Raw genomic sequence first — 19,827 nt, forward strand, 5'->3', positions numbered from 1 at the left:
GGGACTCTGGGTGTCAGCCGCACGGGGCGGCTGCTGTTGAGGGCTGTTTCGTGTGGGGTGAGGGGACTCTGGGTGTCAGCCGCACGGGGCGGCTGACGTTCAGGGCTGCTTCGTGCGGGGTGAGGGGACTCTGGGTGTCAGCCGCACGGGACGGCTGACGTTCAGGGCTGCTTCGTGCGGGGTGAGGGGAGTCTGGGTGTCAGCCGCACGGGACGGCTGACGTTCAGGGCTGCTTCGTGTGGGGCGAGGGGACTCTGGGTGTCAGCCGGTGGGGGTGGCTGCTGTTCGGAGTTGCTTCGGGTGTGTCTGCTGGGCGGGGTGGCTGGTGCTCGAGCTGGTTCGGGCGGGATGGAGGGACGCTGAGTGTCAGCCGGGCGGAGCGGCTGGTGCTTGGTTGGGGTGGACGCGGTAGCGCTGGAAGAAGCGCCACATGAGCTGGTTGGCGTTGATCTCGTGGGTGACCGTGCCGTTGCCGTTGTCGACCGGGGTGCCGGGCCAGGTGTGCCCGCCGTCGGCCACGGTGTAGAGGACCACCTCTGCGCCGTGGCGGCAGCCTGCGTACGTGATCTTGGAGATTTGTGGGGTGAGAGTGACCGTGCGTGCCTTGCTCGCGCAGTTGTTGATGGTGGCCCAGCGTTGCTGGGCTGCGGGTACGGAATAGCGCCAGTACTCGGAGCCGCCGCCCTGGAACGGGTTGGTCCAGTCCTGGAGACCGTGGAAGGTGAGCACCGGGACGGGCCGGGCCGGGGTGCAGGACTGCGGATCGGGCCGGGACGGGTCGAGCGGATCCGGGCGTCCGGCGCGCAGGCCCGCGACGGGTGCGATGGCGGCGAGCCGGTGTGGGCGGTGGCAGGCGAAGGCGGAGATCATGCGGCCGCCGCCGGAGTAGCCGGTGCCGTAGACGCGCTTGGGGTCGGCGCACAGTGAGGTGACCGCGGTAGCGATGACCTGGTCCAGGAAGGCGACGTCGTCGCGCGCGGCGTGCGGTGGGGTTCCCACGCCGGGGACGTTCCAGGCGAAGCCGCTGGCGGCCGGAATCACCCCGCTGGGCGCCAGGACGAGGTAGCGGCCGGCGTCGGCGGACGGCTTCATGTCGCTGTAGTGCAGCTGGTTGCTGCCGGTGCTCTGCGTGCCGTGCAGATTGAGGATTGCCGGCAGGCGCTCGCCGTGCCGCGCGCCGGCCGGAACGTAGACGGTCACCGGATACTGCCGACCTTGGAAGGTAACCGGAAGGACGCCCTCGCCTGGGGCCGGCGCACGTGTGCAATACCTGGGCGAGCCCGCGATGCCGGACGAAGCTGCGACGCCGGACGACGGCGCGGTGACGGATGTACCTGCGGTGCCGGACGACGGCGCGGTGACGGATGTACCTGCGGTGCCGGACGACGGCGCGGTGACGGATGAGCCTGCGATGCCAGACGACTGCGCGGTGCCGGAGGGCGCGGCGGCCGCCGCCGGAGTGGCCAGCGCTACCACCGCCGTCATCGCAGCAGCCACCGCCCCGGTCAGCGTTCCCATGCGGAGACCTCCTCTGCGGTAGGCGGGGCAGCGCCCGCGCGCGAGACCGTGATGGCCGCGACCAGCGCCGCACGGGAGAGCACCTGACGGATCGTCTCGCCCGTGACAGCACCCAGCCGCAGCCGGGCTTCGACGCCCAGCAACCGGCGCTCCCACAACGCGTCGAGCAGGCCGGACATGAAGGCGTCACCGGCCCCGACGGTGTCGGCGACCGTGACCGGAACCGGCGGGACCGCCACATCAAGGTCGCCGGCCACCGCGAAGGCCCCCTCCGCGCCCAGCGTCACGCACACCAATGACGGGCCCAGCGCCAGCCACTTGCGTGCGGAGTCGAGAGGCGGCACGCCCGGGTAGAGCCACGCGAGATCCTCGTCGCTGGCCTTCACCACGTCGCTCGCGGCCACCAGGGTCTCCACCCGGGCACGGGACTCGTCCGGCGAGCCGATCAGCGATGGCCTGACGTTGGGGTCGAAGCTGACGGTCGCGGCCGCACGGCGTTGCCGCAGCAGCTGCTCCACGTCGTCGGCTCCCGGTGGCATCAGCGCGGCTATCGAGCCGGTGTGCACGTGCTCGGCGGGCTCGTCCGGTGCCGGGCCGCCCGGCCAGCGCGGCCAGTCCACCGTGAACTCGTAGCGCGCCGACCCGTCCGGCTGGATCCGGGCGTGCGCGCGGGAACTCACACCCGCCACCGGCGCCAGCAGGTCGACGCCCGAGGCGGTGAGGTGCTCGCGCAGCACCGTACCCGCGTGGTCTGCTCCGATGTGGGCCCACAGGCCCACCTGGTGCCCGAGCCGGCCGAGGCCGGCGGCGACGTTGGCCGGGCTGCCGCCGGGCAGCTCCCGGTCGTGGCCGGATTCGGAGATGACGTCGAGGATCGCCTCGCCCACCACGAGGAACGGTCTCATCGCACCACTCCGGACTTCGCGCACGCGGCCGCCAGGCCCGGCGCCAGCGGCGCCCGGGGGATCAACATCGCCTGTACGGCGTGGTAGAGGTCCGGTTTGCCCGGCCAGGTCGTCGCCGCCGGACGGTTGGCGGGGTCCAGTTCGTGCCACCACGAGCCGTGTTCCGGGTCCACGAAATGCTCGCGCACGTGGTCGCACCAGGTCTCGCACCAGGTGGCGTACCGCTGCTCGCCGGTGCGGGTGTGCAGCGCGGCCGCCGCCGCGATCGCCTCCGCGGCGACCCAGTGCATCCGCTGGCGGACGACCGGCGTGCCGTCCCAGTCGGTCGTGTAGACGAAACCGGGAGCGCCGTCGACCGCCCAGCCGTCGTCGACCGCCTGATCGAAGAGCGCCCGAGCTCCCGGAAGCATCCAATCCTCCGCCTCCGGCCCGAGCGCGGCCTCCAGGTGCAGGATGAGCCGCGACCACTCCAGGGCATGACCCACGGTGGCGCCGAACGGTTTGAACGGGTCGTGCGGCTGGTCGCGGTGGTAGTCCAGGCGCGGCTGCCACTGGGCGTCGAAGTGTTCCGGCAGGCGCCATCCGTGGTCCCGCGCCCAGCCCACAGTCCGCCCGGTGATGGCGAGCGCCCGCTGCAGGAAGTCCCGCCGGCCGGTGGCGTCGAACGCGGCTGTCATCGCTTCGACCGCGTGCATGTTGGCGTTGAGGCCGCGGTAGTCGTCCCGCCGGTTCCACCCGGTGTCCCACTGGTCGGCGAACATCTCGTGCTCGTCGTCCCAGAAGCGCCCGACCAGGGTGTCGAGCGCCTCGGTCAGCAGCGCGGGGGCGCCGGGCCGCCGGGCGATGGTCGCCGACGCGGCGGCGAGCACCACGAACGCGTGGTCGTAGCAGGACTTGCCGGGTGCCGGGTGGCCGTCGGCGGCGACAGCGGGATGCCAGCCGCCGTGCTCCCGGTCGTGCAGGACACCGGTCAGGCCGGCGAGTGCCACGTCGGCGAGCGCGCCGGCGCCGGGCACGCCGAGCAGGTGGGCGAGGCTGTAGACGTGCGTCATGCGCGCGGTGATCCAGGTGTGCACCGGCGCGTCGACGTCCGGTGTGCCGTCCGTGCGCAGCCACGCGGCTCCGCCGAGCGGGTGCGGGAAAGCGCGGCCGAAGTCGAGCAGACGCCCCGTCTCCTGAGAGAGCCAGGCGGTGTCTGAAGGCCTCAACGGGACCTACTCCTTTGCTGGGGGTGTCGCATCAGCATGGAGAAGCACTCCGCCCCTGTCAACGAAAGATTATTAATTTAACTAAAGGTAGAGCCGTAAGGGATCGGTAAGACCCGGCGTCCCCGATGTCCACCATGATCGATGGCATGAAGCGATCACGGGGGATGGCGGCCGTCCTGGCGGCGTCCGCGATATCGATCGGAGCCGGCGTGGTGGCGCCCGCCGCGGCCTCGGCCGCGGCGGCTCTGCCGCGCTACCGGTACATCGACCTGGGTGCGATCGGCGCACCCTCCTCGGCAGCAGCGAGCAGCGAAGCAGCCGGCCTCAACAACTGCGGTACGGTCGTCGGCCACTCGACGATCGCCGGGCCCTTCAGCATCCACGCCTTCAGCTGGCGCAACGGCGTCTTCCGTGACCTGGGCACCGCTGACAGCGCGGCCACCGCGGTGAACGAGCAGGGCGTCGTGGTCGGCCACACGCACGTCAACTTCACCGACCCGCCGCACGCCTTCCGGCACACCGGTGGCGTGCTGACCGACCTGGGCACCGGCTACGGGCCGGGCAGCGGCAGCGCCGCCCGCGACGTCAACGACAGCGGCGTCGTCGTCGGCACCCGGTTCGCGCAGCAGGGCGAGCCGGAACGGGCCGTGGTCTGGAAGGACGGCCGGATCATCGACCTGGGCACGCTCGGTGGCGCCGCCGGCCGGTACGGCACCGACGGCATCGCCTACGCGGTGAACAACCACGGTCACGTGGTGGGCGGCGCCTCCGTGCCCGAGGGCGGCCTGCACGCCTTCCTCTGGACCGGCGGCGCCCTCAAGGACCTGGGCACCCTCGGCGGCACCACCGAATCCACCTACGCCACCGGCATCAACGATCGCGGTGACGTCGTTGGCGCCTCCCAGAACACCGCCGCGCAGGTGCACGCCGCGCTCTGGCGCAACGGGACCATCCGTGACCTCGGCACCCTGGGCGGCCGGTACTCCGAAGCCAAGTCGATCAACGAAGCCGGTCAGGTGGTCGGGGTCGCCACCATTCCCACCACCGCCACCTACGACGCGCGGGCGTTCCTCTGGCAGAACGGCCGGATGGTCGACCTCAACACCCGGGTGCCCGGCCTGCCCGCCGGTGTCACCCTCTACTCGGCCTCGGACATCAACGACCGGGGCGCGATCACCGGGTTCGCCTGCCCGTACGACTGCGACTCGGGCGGGTTCTACGACCGGCGCGGGTTCCTGCTGGTCCCGATCTCCTGACGGTCACGAGACCCGAGGGAGCGGGGGCAACGCCGGGCGGTCCAGCCACGCGGCGAACAGGCCGTCCAACGGCTCCGTCGCGAACCGCTTGGCGTGGTCCCGGAACTGCCCGGTCGTCACCGTCCGGTGCTGGTGCTCGGCGGTCCACGACCGCAGCAGCGCGAAGAACGCGAGATCGCCCACCCGCTGCCGCAGGGCGTGCAGGGTCAGTGCCCCGCGCTTGTAGACCAGCGGATCGAACATCCGGTCCACACCGGGGTCGGCGACGGCGATCGGCGCCGGGCGGGTCCGCAGCCAGGCGTGCCACTGGGCCGCGTGCGCGTTCACCGAACGGCCGCCGGAGATCTCCGACCACAGCCATTCGGCGTACGTCGCGAAGCCCTCGTTGAGCCAGATGTGCCGCCAGTCCGCGATCGTCAGGCTGTTGCCGAACCACTGGTGCGCCAGCTCGTGCGCGACCAGCCGCTCGTGGGTGCGCCGCCCGTCGACGTGGTTGCGCCCGAAGACGGCCATGCCCTGAGCCTCGACCGGGTCGTCCAGGTCGTCGTCGGTGACCACCACGACGTACTCCCGGAACGGGTAGGGGCCGAACCACCCCTCCAGACTCGCCATGATCTCGCCGTGCCGGCCGAAGTCGTGCCGGAAGGCCGCGCGCAGCCGCGGCGGGATCGCCGCCCGCTGCACCACCCGGCCGGCCGCCAGCTCCACCTGCTCGTAGCGTCCGATCTGGACGCTCATCAGGTACGGCGCGGTCGGCTCGGTGCGCTCATGGACCCAGGTGGTCGTGCCGGCCCGGCGGCGCCGGGCGACCAGGTCGCCGGTCACCAGCACGGTGTACGGCGACGCGGCGGTCACCGACACCAGGAACGTGGCCTTGTCGTCGGGCCGGTCGTTGCACGGGAACCAGGACGGCGCCCCGTTCGGCTGGCTCGCCACCAGCGCCCCGTCGGTCAGCTCGTCCCAGCCGATGTCGCCCCACCGGCCGGCGATGGGGTGCGGCTCCCCGCCGTACCGAATCTCGATGGTGAAGATGGCGCCGTAACCGATCGGCCGCTCCGGCTTGATCCGCAGCTTGTTCGGCCGCAGGCCGAACTTGGCCGGCCGCCCGTCGACCCGCACGTCCTGGACGCGAAAGCGGCCGAGGTCGAGGCTGAACCGCGACAGCGACTGGACCGCCCGGGCCGTGATGACCGCCCGGCCGGCGAGCCGGTTGGTCACCACCCGGTAGTCCAGGTCGAGGTCGTAGTGCAGCACCCGGTACCCACCGTTGCCGTGTTCGGGCAGGTAGGAGTCGGTGGAACGGTCGGCGCCCGGCGAGGGATCACCCGGCCGCAGCGCCGGGTTCATCGCCAGGCCGCGATCGGGTTGCCGATCCACCGGCTGTCGTCGGGCACGTTGTCGCCGCGCGTGATCAGCGAACCGGGACCGACGGTGGTGCGCGCGCCGATGCTCGCGCCGGGCAGCACGATGCCGTGCGGGCCGAGGGTGGCGCCCGCGCCCAGAGTGACCTCATCCATGCTCATGATCCGATCATGGAACAGGTGGGTCTGCACCACGCACCCCCGGTTGACGGTGGCGCCGGGGCCGAGCCGCACCAGGTCGTACTCCGGCAGCCAGAACGTCTCCAGCCACGCGCCCCGGCCGATCTTCGCGCCGAGGGTCCGCAGCCACAGGTTCAGCAGGGGCGTGCCGCTGGCGAACCGGAACACCCACGGCGCGGCGAGCACCTCGACGAACGTGTCGGCGAGCTCGTTGCGCCAGACGAACGACGTCCACAGTGCCTGGTCGGTGACCCGGAACCGGCCCACCAGCAGCCACTTCGCGGCCGACGCCAGCAGCGCGGCGGTGATCGCCGCGCCGAGCATCACCGGCCCGGCGACGAGCGCGGCGGCCCAGCCGCCGGCGCTCTGCCACACCCACGCGAGCGCGGCGAGCACCAGCACGGCCAGGGCGCCGGCGCACATCACCGGCACGATGCGGCACAGCTCGATCGCGGCGCGTGCCAGCTTCAACCGCAGCGGCGGGGCATAGGTACGGCTGGCGTCACCCGACTCGACGGTGCGGCGCAACGGCATCGGCGGGGCGCCCAGCCACGACGAGCCCTTCTTCGCCTTGCGCGGCGCCGACGACAGCACCCCGACCAGTCCCCGTTTCGGCACCGACCGGCCGGGCGCCGCCATCCCGGAGTTGCCGAGGAACGCCTGCTTGCCGATCCGGGCCGGGGCGACCCGCAGCCAGCCGTGGCTCAGCTCGTAGGTGGCGACCATCGTGTCGTCGGCCAGGAACGCCCCGTCGTCGACGGTCGTCATCGCCGGCAGTGCCAGCACCGTGGACACCTCGGCGCCGCGGCCCACCTTCGCGCCGAGCAGCCGCAGCCACACCGGGGTGAAGAGGCTGGCGTACATCGGGAACAGCGCGGCCCGCGCCATCCCCATCAGACGCTCGGTGGTCCACACCTGCCAGGCCACCCGACCGTGCACCGGGTGGTAACCGGCGCGCACACCGATGCTGAGTGCGCGGACGGCGACGAGCACGAGCACGGCGTAGCCGACGAAGTAGACGACAGCCGCCACGGGGACGGCGAGAAGCGCGGCACCGAGATCCGGCCGGCTGAGCAGCAGCGCCAGCGCCGGCAACAGGGCCACCACCGGCAGCAGGCCCAGCAGCTGGGCGGTCACACTGTAGGCGGCCACCCAGAACTTCGAGCGGCGCGGCGGCCGCTGCGCCGGCCAGTCCGCCGCGTCCTTGGCGGCAGGCCCGGCCGGTGAGCCGGCCCAGCGCTGGTTCGCCGGCACGGCACCGGTCACCGTCGAGCCGGCGGCCACCTTCGCGCCCTTGCCGACGCGGGCGCCGGGCATCAGCGTGCTCCGGGCGCCGACGCGGGCGCGGGCGCCGACACGCACCGCACCGATCCGTACGACGTCGCCGTCCACCCAGTAGCCGGACAGGTCGACCTCGGGCTCGACGGCCGCGCCACGGCCCAGCTTCAACAGGCCGGTGACCGGCGGCGCGGAGTGCAGATCGACGTCTTCGCTGATCTTCGCGCCGAGCGCCTTCGCATAGGTGATCATCCATCCGGCCCCGGCGACGCCGGTCGCGCCGCTCAGCTCGGCCAGCCGCTCGGCCGCCCACAACCGCAGATGCACGCCACCGCCGCGAGGGTGGTCGCCGGGGCGCACGCCGCGCAGCAGCAGCCGGGCGCCCCCGGCCGCGATGGCGATCCGTCCGGGCGGGCTGGACAGCAGCAGCCAGCCCGCCGCGATCCACCACCAGCTGACCGTCGGCGCCCACGGGACCAGGTTGCTGATCGCCGCGAGCACGACCAGCCAGCGCAGCCCGACCAGCGCGAGCATCGGCAGGATCAGCAGCGCCTGGATCAGCCCGGCGCACAGGGGAGTGGGCCGCACCTCACGGCGGGTCGTGGTCGTGGTGCCGAGGTTGTCGAGGACCGCGGCCATCTGCGAGAGCCGGGGATGCTGATAGACGTCGGCCACCGACACCTGCGGGTGCCGCAGCCGGATCCAGCCCACCAATTGCGCCGCGTTCAGGCTGCTGCCGCCACTGCTGAAGAAGTCGGCGTTCGCCTCGGCCGGGCGGACCCCGAGGATCTCCTCCCAGCCGCCGGCCAGCCACTCCTCGGTCGCGGTCAGCTCGCCGGCCTCCGGCCCGGCGGTCGCCAGCGGCCAGGGCAGCGCGGCCCGGTCCACCTTGCCGGAGGTCCGGGTGGGCAGGCTGTCCACCACAGCCAGCAGGGGTACGAGGGCAGCCGGCAACTGCTCGCGGATCCGTGCGGTCGCCGCCGCCACGTCGAATTCCGCGCCGTCGTGCGGCACCAGATAACCCACCAGCAGCTGGTTGCCCGCAGCCGTCCGTTTCACCGCGGCGGCCGCGCCGGCGACACCGGGCAGCGCCTGCAGTGCCGCGTCCACCTCGCCCAGCTCGATCCGGCGCCCGCCGAGCTTCACCTGCTCGTCGCCGCGGCCGAGGAACACCAGCCCCTCCGGCTCGGCGCGCACGATGTCGCCACTGCGGTACGCCCGCTGCCAGCCGAGCGACGGCAGCGGCGCGAACTTCTCGGCGTCCTTGGCCGCGTCCAGGTAGCGGGCCAGGCCGACCCCGCCGATGACCAGCTCGCCGGTCGCGCCCATCGCGACCGGCTCACCGTCCGGGCCGACCACGGCGAGTTCCCAGCCGGCCAGCGGCAACCCGATGCGCACCGGGCCCTCCCCGGTCAGCGGCGCCGCGCAGGCCACCACGGTCGCCTCGGTCGGGCCGTACGTGTTCCAGACCTCGCGCCCCTCGACCGCGAGACGTTCCGCGAGCTCGGGCGGGCAGGCCTCGCCGCCGAAGATCAGCAGCCGGACCTCGTCGAGCGCCTCGGCCGGCCACAGCGCGGCCAGCGTGGGCACCGTGGAGACGATCGTGATGCGCTGCTCGGCCATCCACGGGCCCAGGTCGACACCGCTGCGCACCAGTGAGCGCGCGGCCGGGGCCAGGCAGGCGCCGTGCCGCCAGGCCAGCCACATCTCCTCGCAGGAGGCGTCGAACGCCACCGACAGCCCGGCCAGCACCCGGTCGTGCGGGCCGATCGGCTCGACCTCCTCGCCGACCAGGAACAGCTGCGCCTCGGCGTCCACGAACGCGGCCGCGGCGGCGTGCGTGACGGCGACGCCCTTCGGCGTGCCGGTCGAGCCGGAGGTGAAGATGATCCAGGCGTCGTCGTCCGGCCCGGGGCGGCCCGGACGGCCCTCGGGCCGGCGGCGCACCGACACCCCGAGGCCGTCACCGATGACCGCGCTGACGCCGGCCTCGGCGAAGACGAGCTCCGCACGCTCGTCCGGGTCGTCGGCGTCGACCGGCACATACGCCGCGCCGGCCGCCAGCACGCCGAGGATGGCGAGGTAGAGCTCGGCGGTGCCGGACGAGACCCGGATGCCGACCCGGTCGCCGGCGCCGATCCCGTGCCCGGCCAGTGTCGCCCGCACCGCGTCGACCTCGACCGCCAGCTCACGGTAGGTGAGGGTGGTGCCGCCGGCGTCGATCGCCTGGGCGCCCGGGTGGGCCCGGACGGTCGCGTCGAGGATGTCCATCAGGGTCCGGCGCACCGGGGCTGACCAGGTGCTGAACAGCGCCGGAGCCTCGGGCTCGATGGTGATCTCGGGCAGGTCGATCAGTCGCAGGTCAGTCATGACGGTCACTCGGCGTGCTCCATCTCCACCCTCACGGGGTCAGCGTCAGCCAGGCGCGCGGCGACGAGCTGCCCGGGGCAGCACTCAAAGCTACGGGCTGAGAACGGAGAATCACGGCTCCGTGTCGGATTCGTGTCGACTGACACACCGCCCGGCTCCCACATTCCCGGCATTCAGGCGGCTCTCGGACCTCGCGCGTGGTGGTATTCGTCTGTGGGGTGGTTCTCCGATCTGTCAGTGCGGGTCAAGGTTTACGTAGCGGTGCTGGCGGCGCTGCTCACGGCCGTCATCATCGGCCTGATCGGGCTGAGCCGGCTCTCGGCGGCGGCCGACGCCAACGAATACCTCTACAGCCAGAATCTGGTGCCGGTCGCCGACCTCAGCGAGGTCCGCGGCGGGGTGAACCGAAGCTGGACGGCGACGCTGGACCTGGCACTCTCGCGGACTGCGGCGGACAGGGCCACCGATCAGGAAGCCATCGAGGCGGCCGACGCGGACATCGACACCGTGTTCGCGCGCTACACCGCCACGGACATGACCGGCCGGGAAGAAGCCGTCGCGAAGTTCCGGGAGAGCTGGAGCAGCCTGCAAGAACTCCGTGACGGCACGCTGGTGCCGCTGGCCACCCGCAACGACGTCGCCGGGTTCACCGCCGCCCGCGACAGCCAGGCCCGCCCGCTGCGGCAGGCCAGCATCGACGCACTCAAAGACCTGGTCACCATCGAGTTGCGGGTCGCCGCCGACAAACGCGCCGAGACCGCCGCCGCCTACCGCACCGCCCGGACCACGGTGATCGCCGTCCTGGTGGCCGGGGTGTTGCTGGCCGGCGCGGTCGCGTTCCTGGTGGTGCGCGGAATCATGGGCACCATCACCGGCGTACGGCACGTGACCCGCGCCCTGGCCGCCGGTGACCTCACCGTGACGGCCGACGTGCACAGCCGCGACGAGTTGGGCCGCATGGCCGAGGAACTCAACACCAGCACCGCCGCGGTCCGTGACAGCGTCAACCGGATGGCCGAGGTCGCCGTGACCCTCTCCGGGTCCGCGCAACAGCTGTCGGCGGTCAGCGGCCAGCTGCAGTCCGGGGTGAACGACACTTCCGACAAGGCTGCCCTGGCCAGCACCGCCAGCGAGACCACCAACGGCAGCGTGCAGACCATCGCCGCCGGTGCTGAGGAGATGAGCGCCTCCATCGCCGAGATCGCCAACAATGCGGCCCAGGCCGCCCAGGTCGCCAACCGCGCGGTGAACACGGCGCGGGCCACCACCGCCCAGGTCGCCGAACTGGGCGCGGCCAGCGCCGAGATCGGCGACGTGGTCCGGCTGATCACCAGCATCGCGGAACAGACCAACCTGCTGGCGCTCAACGCGACGATCGAGGCCGCTCGCGCCGGTGAGCTGGGCAAGGGGTTCGCCGTGGTCGCCGGTGAGGTCAAGGAGCTGGCCCAGCAGACCGCCCGCGCCACCGACGAGATCACCAGCCGGATCAGCGCGATCCAGGCCTCCAGCGAGTCCGCCTCCACGGCCATCGACGAGATCACCGAAGTGATCAACCAGATCGGCGACTACACCACCACGATCGCCTCCGCGGTCGAGGAGCAGACCGCGACGACGGCCGAGATGAGCCGTACCGTCGCCGAGGCCGCCTCCAGCAGCGGCGAGGTGGCCCGGTCGGTGTCGGAGGTCGCCCAGGTCGCCACCGTCACGGCCACCGGCGCCCGGACCACTCAGCAGGCCGCCACCGACCTGTCCCGGCTCGCCGGGGAACTCACCACCCTGGTCGAGCACTTCCGTCGCTGAACCTGCCCGTCAGCGGCCGGCGACCAGCAGTTCGTTCCGGTAGTGCTCAGCCGGCCACGCCGGGGCGGGGCGGCCGAGGTGATAGCCCTGCGCCAGCCGGACCCCGGTGTCGAGCAGCACGCCGACCTCCTCGGCGGTCTCCACCCCCTCGGCGGTGACCGCCCGCAGCTCCAGGTCCGGGCCGAGTCCGGCCTGCCACGCCTCGTCGAACCATTCGTTCGGCGGCCGGTACGGCTGCCCGGCGAACCGGGCCAGAGCCTCCGCGCCGACGGCACGGCGCGTGGTCAGGTCGACGATCGGCTGCAGGTGGATCTGCAGGGCGTCCTCGTGGTTCAGCACCGCGGTGATCCGGGCGCGGGCCGCTTCGCGCTGCTCGTCCTGGTCACGCTGCGCCGTGGTCGCCAGCACCTCGACGGTGATGTCGATGCTGAAGCCGTGGTAGGCCACGAGGCGGCCCTGCTCGTCGTACACCGGGGTGGCGCTGCTGCGCAGGTGCCGGACCGTGCCGTCCGCGTGCCGGGCCCGGGTCTGCCATTCCTGGCCGGCCTGCCGACCGAGGGCGGCAGGCCGGGCTCGGCGTCATCGGTGAGCACCGCAGCGACCTCGCGGCCGAGCACCGCTTCCGGCTCCAGCCCCAGCAGTGGCCGCACCCCCTCGCTGGAGTAGGTGACCCGCAGGTTCACATCCACGCGCCACACCCAACCCGCGACGGTGTGCACGGTGTTCTGGAAAGCCTCGACCGCGGCCTGGGCGGCCACCCGCATCCGCCGGTAGAGCCGGATCAGCCGGAACAGCGCCACGGCGATCAGCGGGAGCCAGCCGACCGCCACCACGGCCAGCCACTCGTCGAACTCCGGGGCCTCGCCGTCGATGACGACGTCCTCCCACTCCCACACCGCCAGCAGCACGGCCGCGGGGGAACTGAGTCAGGACAGGCGGTAGCCGTGGGTGTCCAGGAGATGTTCGAGCTGGGCGAAGACGTCACCGCCCTTCGGCGGGCCGAAGAGCATCAGCGCGACGGGTTCCCGCTGGTCCTCCAGCCAGATCGCGGCCTTGTCCTTCTCCGGGTAGTACTTCAGATAGGTGCCCTGCCGAGTGCCGTCCGCGGTCGACCACGGCAGCGCGGGCCCGAGCGTGGTCTTCGGCCGTCCGGTGAAGCGGTCGGTGCCGGGGGCCGCCGGTGGGTACCAGACGACCGCCAGCTCGTAGCCCTCGGCGTTCTGCGGAGAGCACCTCATGCGCAGCATGCCCTCGACCGGGGACGGCTGGGCGGGATCCAGGGTCACTGTCGTGTCGCGGCGCCAGACCGTGCAGCCGGGGGCGGGCCAGTCCGCCCGGTAGGCCGCCAGCTGCGGTGAGCCCGCCGGCTCGGACGCCCGCTCGATGACCGACGGGCTCGGCAGGGGAGCGGACCGGGCCGGCGCGGGCGCCGGGCCGTCCCAGAAGGCGACGACACCGGCGAGGAAGGCCACCGGCAGGACGGCGGCGAGGATGGTGCGCTGCTTGCGGTAGTCCGGCGGGCTCGCCTCGTCGCGCAGACAGCGCCACAGGTCCACGGTGGTGCGGCTGCCGCCCGGGCCGCGCCGGACCAGGCCGGCGATGCTCAACATCATCAGGCAGGCGTCGAGGGCGGGCCAGCCGGTCGGCCCGAACCTCCACACCTGGGCCGGGGTGCCGCGGCCCGGCTGCCGGGCGGCGAGCGCGACACGCAGCCGCTTCGCGGCTTCGGCGTCCTGCAGGGCGATCCAGACGAGCAGGGCGCCCACCAGGCGATTCGGCATGCGTACGAGGAGAGCGCCGGCCCAGTCGGCGTGGTCGGTGGTGGCCAGGACTCGCAGCAGGTCGGTGGCCGTGCCGCGGTCGACCCGTTCCAGCATCGCGGCGGCCCGGCGTTCGTCGCCGACGGCCCGCAGCACCCGCGCCGCCCGGCCGCGCTCCATGGCGTCGAGCATCGATGCGGCCCCGGGGATGCCCATGCCGCGGTCCAGGATCAGGGCGGTCCGGCGCTCGGGCATCAGGTTCAGCCAGCGTTGCGAGCGGGCGGGGCCGAGGGTGCAGAGCGCCTGAGCGAGTCGGTCGCCGTCGAGGTCGTTGAGCACCTGGGCGATGTCCGCCATCGGCAGCGTGGACTCGTCGGCCTCGGACAGGGCGCCCAGCACGGTCCTGGGCGCGTGGCGCAGCCGCCGGCACAGCTCGTCCGGTCGCAGGCCGGGCAGCAGGGTCGTCAGCAGGTCGCGGGGCAGCCGGACCAGCAGGTTGCCGGCGACCGGGCTGTCGGAGAGGGCGGCCAGGACGCGGGTTCCGGTGTCGCCGCCGGGGAACACCTCGGCCGCCCGGGCCGGTCCGGCCTGTTCTTCGGAGTCTGGCTTGAGGCCGGCCACGCACTCGATCAGGCGCGCGGCCGGCTCCGGCTGACGTGCGGCGAGCAGGCTTACCAGATGGTGGGCGCGGTCCCGTGACAGTCTCAGGATGATCCAGGCGGCGAGCGTCTGCCGCAGGCCGCTCGGGCCCAACAGCTCGATCACGCGGTTGGCGGAAGCGCGCTCAAGCAACTCCATCATCGAGGGACGCAAGTCAGGCTTCGCGGCCATCCCGGCGATCAGGCTGACGGCCCGGTCGGTGCGCACCTCGCACAGGATGGCCCGGCGCTCGTCCTGTGACCATTTCACGAACTCGGCGAGCTGCGTTGCGGGTGGATCGTCCGAGTCGATCAGTTCGACAGCTCTTCGAACCGTGGGAGTCACGTGGTAGTGGTAGTTGAGGTCCCGGCCGACGTTGTTGCCGGTGACGCCGCCGTTGCTGCCGACCACGAATCCGTCGATCGATTGAGACAACGAACCGGCCCACGGGCCGGCGCCGCCGGTGTCAGCCTCAGCCATGGTGCTTGTCTCTGTGCGAGGACCCGAGGTCGCCGATGTTGAGATCGCGGCCGACGTTGTTGGCGGTGACCCCCGAGCCACCGAAGATGTTGCCGCTGATGGATTGATGGAGCGTCGGGTTCTCGGGCTTTTTCTCGGGCTCGTGCTCGGTCCACCACTTGCCGATACTGAAAGCGATCGTCGCGCTCACCAGCGCCGCGAAGGCCGTCGCCGCTCCGGCTCTGCCCGCATCCGGCCATCCCGGCGGCAGAAGTCGATCACTGAGGAAGTCTCCCAGCCAGAGGCCGCCGCCGAAGGCCGCCACCGTGATCACCGACGTCACGATCCATTTCATCGACCGTTTCATCTCACCCTCCAGGGCGCCACGCGGCCGTGCCCGCGCGGTCGCCCTGAAAAAGCGTAAATATCGGTGAAGATCGGCTACATAGCCTAATCGGCCACCTAGACGATTCCGGCCGAAGGATTGACGTAAGTCAGTGGATCTGAGCGCATGAAGTGCGAAATCACGGCCGCGCGGGGTTCCACCACGTCAGGTTGGCGGTGGCCTGGGCGGTAGGCTCGATGATCTCCCAGGCTTCGGTGATCAGGCCGTCCTCGAGGCGCCAGACGTCCACGACGGTGATCTCCGGGCCGCCGTCGGGGAGCCAGCGCCGCGAGTGCATGACAACGTGATCGTCGTCGGCCACCAGGTGGTGGATCTCGACCTGCATGCCGGCGATCGGAGCCAGCGCGGCGCGCACCGCGGCCAGCCATTCGGCCTTGGGCGCTCCGGCGGAGCCCGGCCGGTGGTGGACGAAATCCTCGCTGAGGACGCGGGCGAGCGCTTCGACGTCGCCGGTCTCGATGAGCCCGGCCAGCGCCCGCTGGACGATGACCTTGTTGTCGGTTGTCATGGACGCAGTGTTTCCGCGGCGGCGGCGGCTGTCGATGACATCGGATTTCATTGCGGACGGCCCGCCGATGCGTACGCTTCACGATCGTGCTCACGGTCGGGGAACTCCTGCGCCAATGGCGGCAGCGGCGCGGCATCAGCCAGCTCGACCTGGCCATCGCGGCGGACGTCTCGGCCCGCCACGTCAGCCTGGTCGAGACCGGGAAGTCCCGGCCGAGCGCCGACATGATCCTGCGCCTCGCCGAGCAGCTCCACGTGCCGCTGCGTGACCGCAACCGGCTGCTGCTCGCGGCCGGCTTCGCGCCCCGATACCCCGAACGGCCGCTCGGCGACACGGCCCTGTCGGCGGCCCGGGACGCGGTCCGCAGGGTTCTGCGGGCGCACGAGCCCTATCCGGCGCTGGTCTTCGACCGCCGGTGGAACATCGTGATGACCAACCGCGCGGTCCGCCCGTTCTTCGCGCGGGTGGACCCCGAGCTGCTGCGGCCGCCGGTCAACCTGGTGCGGCTGGGCCTGGACCCGCGCGGCTTCGCCCCGATGGTCGCCAACCTCGCCGACGTGCGCGCGGTGTTCCGCAACCGGATCGGCCGTCAGCTCGCCGCCGCCCCCGACCCGGAGCTCACCGCGCTGTACGAGGAACTGCTGGCACCCGAGCCCGGCGACGGTCCACGGATCGAGACCGACGTCGTGATCCCGATGATCCTGCGCGTCGACGGCCGGGAGTTACGGCTGTTCTCCACGATCACCACGTTCGGCACCCCGATGGACATCACGCTCGACGAGGTGGCGATCGAGTCCTACTACCCGGCCGACGAGGAGAGCGCCGCCTACTTCACGAAGCCGTGAAGCAGGCGGCGCCCCGGTCAGCCGATGCGGATGGTCTTCGCCACGCTGGGCACGCCCTTGGCGTCCAGGGCGAACAGCATCCAGTAACCCGGCAGGGCCACGCCCGGGTCGGCCGGGATGGTCAGCCGGTAACCACCGGTCACCGCCGTCGGCGTCAGGGAGAGACGGCGCTGGTCGGTGTTGACGCTGTGGGTGGCGGTGCCCATCCGTACGATTGCGAAGGAAGTGACCGCCTTGTCCGTGCTCACCGTGATGGTCGCGCCGTTGGCGGCGGAGGCCGGCGCGGTGGTGATCGCCGGCCGGGCGGCCGGCTTGCCGTCCTCGGTGAGCAGGTACGGCGGGGTGAAGAACTCCGCGTCGAAGTGGTTCGTGGCGCAGCCCGTGCCGCAGAGCCCGCCACCGCCGGTGAAGACCCGGGCGTCCGGCATCAGCAGCGCGACGCTGTGATACGTCCGGGGGATCGCCGCCGACGACATCGTGCTGAACGAGTTGGTCGCCGGGTCGAACAGTTCGGCGCTGAGCACCGAGGTGTTGTCGGAGAACGGCACCGGATAGTTCTGCCCGCCGAACACGGCGACCTTGCCGTCCGGCAGCACCACGCTGTTGTGGAAGGCGCGGGTGTTCGCCATCGGCGCGACCTTGCGGGTGGTCACCGTGGTCCCGTCGACGGTCAGCACGTACGCGTTCGCCGTGGCGTTGTTGTTCTCGTAGTTCGGCGCCCCGCCCACCGTGAGGATCTTGCCGGTGTCGTACATGACGGCGTTGCCGTTCATCGCGTCGGTGTCGTCGCCGCGCGTCCCGGCCGGGCTCACCGCGCCGGTGCCGCTGGTGGAGTACCAGTTCATCGCCCTGCTCGGGCCGGCCTGCAGGACCCGGCCACCGGACCAGGCGAACAGCCAGGTGTGGTTGTCCTTGCGGTAGTCGCCGTTCGGGTTGGCGTCGTTGGTGAGCATCGGGGCGGCGTCCGCGCCGGGCAGCGCGGTCCAGCCGGTCGCGGCCGACCACACCTCGCCGGCCTTGTGCGGGCTGCCGTTGTAGCCGCCCCAGCCGCCGCTCCACGACCCGCCGATGGTGAAGACCCGGCCGTCACCGAGCGTGGTGCTCGACTGGTATCCGCGCGGTGTCCGCATGTTCGGCCCGGCCGTCCAGGCATCGGTGGCCGGGTCGTAGATGCTGGTCTTCTCGCTGTTGTTGCCGCCGGTCACCAGGATCCGGCCGTCCGGCAGGGTGGAGATGCCGGGGCAGAACATGTCGTGGCCGGTCTCGGTGACGGTGCGCTGGGTGACCACGCCGGTCGCCGGGTCGTAGGTCGCGGTCAGCGTCTGCCCGGTGCCGCCGCTGAACGCGTCCGGCCGGAACGCCGACCAGGTCAAAATCTTGCCGTTGGGCAGCTGGGCGGCGGCCACCGGCACCAGCGGGAAGCCGACCGGCGCGCTCCACACACCCCGTTTCGGTACGACGGAGCCGCTCGGCCCGAGCAGGTCGATCTCGGCGGCGCTGCTCCACGGGCCGCGGGTGCCGGCCTCGGTGACCGCGGTGAGCCGTACGTAACGGGCCTGCGCGGGCGGGAAGATCACCGTCTGCCGGGCCGGGCTGTCCGCGAACGCGCCGTCGGTCACCCGGTCGGTCCAGGTGGTCCCGTCCGTCGAGGTCGCGATCCGGTAGCGGCCGATCCGGCCGTTCGCGCCCGGCGCGGGGCGCGGCAGATAGGCCAGACCCCCGACCAGTACGGAGCTCGTCAGGTCGACGGTGAGGGTGTGCGGCAGCGGGGGCACCGGCGCGGCGCTCCAGGCGCTGTGCCAGATCGTGGTGGCGTTGCCGTCCAGCACGTTGACCGCGCGGCCGTTCTCCTGCGCCGTCTCCTCGCTGTCGGTCGCCACCGTCCAGCCGGTCCGGGCCAGCGTGGGATCGGCCCGGCCGAGCAGGTTGATCTCGGCGGCGCTGCTCCACGGTCCGCGGTTGCCGGCCTCGGTGAGCGCGGTGATCCGGACGTACCGCGCCAGCGCCGGGTTGAAGGTGACGGTCTGCGCGGTGGCGCTGTCGACGAACGCGCCGGTCGCCGCGACCGGCGCCCAGGTGGCGCCGTCCGTGCTGGTCTCGACGCGGTACTGGCCGATCAGCCCGTTGCGGCTGCCGTCCTGCCGGGGCAGGTAGCTCAACCCGGACACCAGGTTGGTGACCTTCATGTCGACGGTGAACGTGTGCGGCAGCGGGGGCACCGGCGCGGCGCTCCACGCGGTGTGCCAGATCGACGCGGTGTTGCCGTCCAGGGCGTTCGCGGCGGCGTTGTTCGCGGCTGCCGTCTCCTGGCTGTCGGCCGCGGCGGTCCAGCCGGTGCGCGGCAGGGCCGGGTCGGTGCCGCCGAGCAGGTTGATCTCGGCCGCCGCCGAGCGGGTGCTGCGCCCACCCGCCTCGGTGACCGCGACCAGCCGGACGTGCCGGGTGATCACCGTGGTGAACGAGACGGTCTTGAGGGCGGCGTCGTCGGCGAAGGTGCCGGTCGCCACCGGCGTGCTCCAGGTGGTGCCGTTGTCACTGATCTCGACCCGGTACTGACCGATCCGGCCGTCAGCGGTGCCGGACCGCGGCAGGTAGGTCAGGCCGCTGACCGCGACCCGGTTGCCGGTGTCCAGCGCCAGCCGGTGCGGCAGCGCGGTGGTCCCGCTGACCCACGAGGTCGCGGGGTCGCCGTCGAGCACCCGGGCGGCCGATGACTGTCCACTGTCGGCGGTCACCACCCATCCGGTGCGCGGCAGCGGCATCGGCGTCGTCACCGCGACCGGAACCGCCCTCGGCATGATGTGGCCGGCGTGTGGATCCGCCGGCGGTACGGCCGGTGCGGGCTGGTGCAACGCCACCGCCACGCCCATGATCAAACACATGACCAGTGTGGCCCCCGTGCGGGCCCACCACCCACCACGTTTGCGCATAGATTGCCTCCGATGTATTGGCTGGAAAGAAGCCAATACCGTTTGCCTATGTCCTGCCATCGACGAACGGTGGGGTGACAGGCATCGGAGGAGCGTTTAGGGTGCGGCAGCCGGGTGGGGCGAGAGCCCGTGAATCCGGCCGACGAGCCGAAATCGGGCGGCCCGATCCGCACGGTTGGCGAGTTAGCGGCGGTTGCAGCCGAATGGCGACTTCACCCGTAAGGCCCTACGAAGCGGGGCAGGACACGACGCTCACCGTCAGCCGGTTGGCGCGGCTGCCAGCGGGCGCGGCGGGCCGGGCCGGGACGCGACGCTCACGGTCAGCCGGTTGGCGCGGCTGCCAGCGGGCGCGGCGGGCCGGGCCGGGACGCGACGCTCACGGTCAGCCGGTTGGCGCGGCTGCC

At 72.3% G+C, this 19,827-nt stretch carries 13 protein-coding genes; 3 read left to right on the forward strand and 10 right to left on the reverse strand.

What is annotated here, in order from left to right:
* Nucleotides 1-366 precede the first annotated feature (366 nt).
* From AB0F81_RS03465 to AB0F81_RS03475, 3 genes are all read right to left on the reverse strand, one after another.
* Nucleotides 367-1,200, reverse strand: coding sequence for a PHB depolymerase family esterase (locus tag AB0F81_RS03465; protein WP_360190249.1), 834 nt, complete (start codon nucleotides 1,198-1,200; stop codon nucleotides 367-369).
* 305 nt (nucleotides 1,201-1,505) lie between these two features.
* Nucleotides 1,506-2,423: a carbohydrate kinase gene (locus tag AB0F81_RS03470; RefSeq protein WP_360190252.1), complete on the reverse strand. Its 918-nt coding sequence runs from the start codon at nucleotides 2,421-2,423 to the stop codon at nucleotides 1,506-1,508.
* Complete coding sequence (locus AB0F81_RS03475) at nucleotides 2,420-3,631, reverse strand: AGE family epimerase/isomerase (protein ID WP_360190255.1); 1,212 nt, start codon at nucleotides 3,629-3,631, stop codon at nucleotides 2,420-2,422. Before AB0F81_RS03475 ends, AB0F81_RS03470 begins: the two co-directional genes overlap by 4 nt.
* 146 nt (nucleotides 3,632-3,777) lie before the next feature.
* Between AB0F81_RS03475 and AB0F81_RS03480 the strand changes: the two genes are divergently transcribed.
* Complete coding sequence (locus AB0F81_RS03480; protein WP_360190258.1) at nucleotides 3,778-4,887, forward strand: hypothetical protein; 1,110 nt, start codon at nucleotides 3,778-3,780, stop codon at nucleotides 4,885-4,887.
* 3 nt (nucleotides 4,888-4,890) lie between these two features.
* Here the strand turns inward: AB0F81_RS03480 and AB0F81_RS03485 are convergent, their stop codons facing one another.
* Nucleotides 4,891-6,234: a M1 family metallopeptidase gene (locus AB0F81_RS03485; RefSeq protein ID WP_360190336.1), complete on the reverse strand. Its 1,344-nt coding sequence runs from the start codon at nucleotides 6,232-6,234 to the stop codon at nucleotides 4,891-4,893.
* Entirely contained in the window at nucleotides 6,231-10,076 is a 3,846-nt protein-coding gene (locus tag AB0F81_RS03490) for a Pls/PosA family non-ribosomal peptide synthetase (RefSeq protein ID WP_360190261.1), read from the reverse strand. The genes AB0F81_RS03485 and AB0F81_RS03490 overlap by 4 nt, the downstream gene beginning before the upstream one ends.
* Nucleotides 10,077-10,289: 213 nt before the next feature.
* Here AB0F81_RS03490 and AB0F81_RS03495 point away from each other — a divergent pair, with 213 nt between their 5' ends.
* Complete coding sequence (locus tag AB0F81_RS03495) at nucleotides 10,290-11,876, forward strand: methyl-accepting chemotaxis protein (RefSeq protein ID WP_360190264.1); 1,587 nt, start codon at nucleotides 10,290-10,292, stop codon at nucleotides 11,874-11,876.
* Nucleotides 11,877-11,885: 9 nt separating this feature from the next.
* On the opposite strand, the gene AB0F81_RS03500 is transcribed toward AB0F81_RS03495, so the two are convergent.
* The 4 genes from AB0F81_RS03500 to AB0F81_RS03515 form a co-directional block, all read right to left on the reverse strand.
* Nucleotides 11,886-12,347, reverse strand: coding sequence for a hypothetical protein (locus AB0F81_RS03500; RefSeq protein ID WP_360190267.1), 462 nt, complete (start codon nucleotides 12,345-12,347; stop codon nucleotides 11,886-11,888).
* 455 nt (nucleotides 12,348-12,802) lie between these two features.
* Entirely contained in the window at nucleotides 12,803-14,755 is a 1,953-nt protein-coding gene (locus tag AB0F81_RS03505; RefSeq protein ID WP_360190270.1) for a hypothetical protein, read from the reverse strand.
* Nucleotides 14,748-15,101, reverse strand: coding sequence for a hypothetical protein (locus AB0F81_RS03510; RefSeq protein ID WP_360190273.1), 354 nt, complete (start codon nucleotides 15,099-15,101; stop codon nucleotides 14,748-14,750). The genes AB0F81_RS03505 and AB0F81_RS03510 overlap by 8 nt, the downstream gene beginning before the upstream one ends.
* Before the next feature lie 157 nt (nucleotides 15,102-15,258).
* Nucleotides 15,259-15,648 carry a nuclear transport factor 2 family protein gene (locus AB0F81_RS03515; protein WP_360190276.1) on the reverse strand — a complete coding sequence of 130 codons (390 nt, stop codon included), beginning with the start codon at nucleotides 15,646-15,648 and terminating at the stop codon, nucleotides 15,259-15,261.
* An 86-nt stretch (nucleotides 15,649-15,734) separates the two neighbouring features.
* Here AB0F81_RS03515 and AB0F81_RS03520 point away from each other — a divergent pair, with 86 nt between their 5' ends.
* Entirely contained in the window at nucleotides 15,735-16,493 is a 759-nt protein-coding gene (locus AB0F81_RS03520; RefSeq protein WP_360190279.1) for a helix-turn-helix transcriptional regulator, read from the forward strand.
* A gap of 17 nt (nucleotides 16,494-16,510) precedes the next feature.
* Here AB0F81_RS03520 and AB0F81_RS03525 read toward each other — a convergent pair whose 3' ends face one another.
* A complete protein-coding gene (locus AB0F81_RS03525) occupies nucleotides 16,511-19,375 on the reverse strand; it encodes a discoidin domain-containing protein (RefSeq protein ID WP_360190282.1) in 2,865 nt (954 codons plus the stop codon).
* Between the last annotated feature and the right edge of the window lie 452 nt (nucleotides 19,376-19,827).

It is taken from the genome of Actinoplanes sp. NPDC024001 (assembly GCF_040638955.1).
Classification (GTDB): Bacteria; Actinomycetota; Actinomycetes; order Mycobacteriales; family Micromonosporaceae; genus Actinoplanes.

Coding starts and splice junctions, on each gene's coding strand:
- AB0F81_RS03480 (WP_360190258.1), top strand. CDS start 3,778: ATGAAGCGATCACGGGGGATGGCGGCCGTCCTGGCGGCGTCCGCGATA.
- AB0F81_RS03485 (WP_360190336.1), bottom strand. CDS start 6,234: ATGAACCCGGCGCTGCGGCCGGGTGATCCCTCGCCGGGCGCCGACCGT.
- AB0F81_RS03525 (WP_360190282.1), bottom strand. CDS start 19,375: ATGTGTTTGATCATGGGCGTGGCGGTGGCGTTGCACCAGCCCGCACCG.
- AB0F81_RS03470 (WP_360190252.1), bottom strand. CDS start 2,423: ATGAGACCGTTCCTCGTGGTGGGCGAGGCGATCCTCGACGTCATCTCC.
- AB0F81_RS03490 (WP_360190261.1), bottom strand. CDS start 10,076: ATGACTGACCTGCGACTGATCGACCTGCCCGAGATCACCATCGAGCCC.
- AB0F81_RS03510 (WP_360190273.1), bottom strand. CDS start 15,101: ATGAAACGGTCGATGAAATGGATCGTGACGTCGGTGATCACGGTGGCG.
- AB0F81_RS03505 (WP_360190270.1), bottom strand. CDS start 14,755: ATGGCTGAGGCTGACACCGGCGGCGCCGGCCCGTGGGCCGGTTCGTTG.
- AB0F81_RS03515 (WP_360190276.1), bottom strand. CDS start 15,648: ATGACAACCGACAACAAGGTCATCGTCCAGCGGGCGCTGGCCGGGCTC.